This window comes from Micromonospora sp. KC213 (assembly GCF_004348325.1).
Classification (GTDB): Bacteria; Actinomycetota; Actinomycetes; order Mycobacteriales; family Micromonosporaceae; genus Micromonospora.
The window spans coordinates 1-1,631 of the sequence record NZ_SMKF01000337.1 but is presented as its reverse complement, the minus strand read 5'-3'; the positions used below and the strand labels follow the sequence as shown (position 1 = coordinate 1,631).

At 69.6% G+C, this 1,631-nt stretch carries 4 protein-coding genes; all 4 read left to right on the top strand.

What is annotated here, in order from left to right:
- The coding region (locus E1166_RS30465) for a lysine 5,6-aminomutase subunit alpha (protein WP_279433240.1) at positions 1-246 on the top strand (246 nt) is incomplete at its 5' end.
- Positions 243-995, top strand: coding sequence for an OAM dimerization domain-containing protein (locus E1166_RS30460; protein ID WP_132343243.1), 753 nt, complete (start codon positions 243-245; stop codon positions 993-995). The genes E1166_RS30465 and E1166_RS30460, both read left to right, overlap by 4 nt.
- The gene (locus tag E1166_RS30455) at positions 992-1,384 is read left to right on the top strand and encodes a hotdog domain-containing protein (RefSeq protein WP_132343242.1); all 393 of its coding nucleotides are present in this window, start codon (positions 992-994) and stop codon (positions 1,382-1,384) included. Before E1166_RS30460 ends, E1166_RS30455 begins: the two co-directional genes overlap by 4 nt.
- Positions 1,381-1,631 (top strand): glutamate mutase L (locus E1166_RS30450; RefSeq protein ID WP_207914665.1); only part of this gene is annotated, 251 nt, incomplete at its 3' end. The genes E1166_RS30455 and E1166_RS30450, both read left to right, overlap by 4 nt.

The window sequence follows — 1,631 nt, the reverse complement described above, 5'->3', positions numbered from 1 at the left end:
GGGTTGCACGAGGATTTCGTGCCGGCGCCGGGTGGGTTCATCCAGCAGCGTGCGCATCGGGTGCTGGCTGAGGCGGTGGACCTGCTGGAGCGGATCGGTGGGCAGTCGTTGTTGACGGCGATTGCCGAGGGCACCTTCGGGATCATGAAGCGGCCCGCGGACCGGGGCAAGGGTCTGGACGGGGTGGCGCGGCACGAGGCCGGCTACTACAACCCGGCCACGGAGATCCTGGAGGGGTCGGCGTGACGGACAAGCGGATCGTCCGGCCGTACGGGGACACCACCGGTGACGGCATGGTGCAGGTGTCGTTCACGTTGCCGGTGCCGCACGACAAGCGGGCCGAGGGCGCGGCGGTGCAGTTGGCGAACAGGATGGGCATCGATCCGGCGATGTTGGTGCACGCCCGGCAGATGGGTGACGGGTTCACCTTCTTCGTGGTGTACGGGCGGGTGAACCATCTGGTGGACCTGTCGGCGGTGCAGGTGGTGGAGCGGGACTTTCCGCTGCTGAGCGCCAAGGAGGTCAACGCGGTGGTGAAGCGGCGGTTGCGGCGCAAGCTGTCGGTGGTGGGTGCGTGTATCGGTACGGACGCGCACACGGTGGGCATCGACGCGATCCTCAATGTCAAGGGCATCGCGGGGGAGAAGGGCCTGGAGTACTACCGGGAGTTGAAGGTGACCAATCTGGGTGCGCAGGTGAGCGTGCCGGAGTTGGTGGAGGCGGCGCGGCGGGAACGGGCCGACGCGGTGCTGGTGTCGCAGGTGGTGACGCAGCGTGATGCGCATGTGCACAACACGCGGGAGATGACGGCGGCGTTCCGGGAGGCGATGCCGGCGGGGCGTCGGCCGTTGCTGATCGTGGGCGGGCCGCGGTTCGACGAGACGATGGCCGATGAGCTGGGTGTGGATCGGATTTTCGGGCGGGGCACCACCCCGGGTGAGGTGGCCAGTTATCTGGTGCACGCGTTGATCACGACCAGGAAGGTGAGGGTGTGAGCGATCCACGGCTCGGGTTGACGGTGACGCACCGCCGGTATGTGCCGTACTCGCATGCGCATTATGCGGGGAACCTGGTGGACGGGGCGTACGCGTTGGGGTTGTTCGGGGACGTGGCGACCGAGGTGTGTATCCGCGCCGACGGTGACGAGGGGTTGTTCGCGTCGTACGCGGATGTGCAGTTCCGGGCGCCGATGAGGGCTGGGGACGTGCTGGAGGTGACGGCGACGGTGACCCGGGTGGGTGTCCGCAGCCGTACCGTCGATTTCGTGGCGCGGGTGGTGTGCCGGGGTCGTCCCGATCGGGGTGAGTCGGCCGCCGAGGTGTTGGTCGAGCCGATCGTGGCGGTGACGGCGACCGGCACGGTGGTCGTGCCCGCGGCGGCGTGAACGTCGCGGTCTGCGCCGACGTCGGTTCCACGTACACGAAGGTGGCGGTGGTGGACCTCGACGGTGGTGGCCTGGTCGCGGCGGCGGCCGCGCCGACCACGGTGCGCAGCGACGTGCTGCACGGCCTGGACGCGGCGGTGGCCGCGGCGACGGCCGGGCTGCCGGTGGTCGGCGCGCCGTGGTACGTGTGCTCGTCGGCCGGGGGTGGGTTGCGGCTGGCTGTCGTCGGCTACGAGCACCTGGTGAC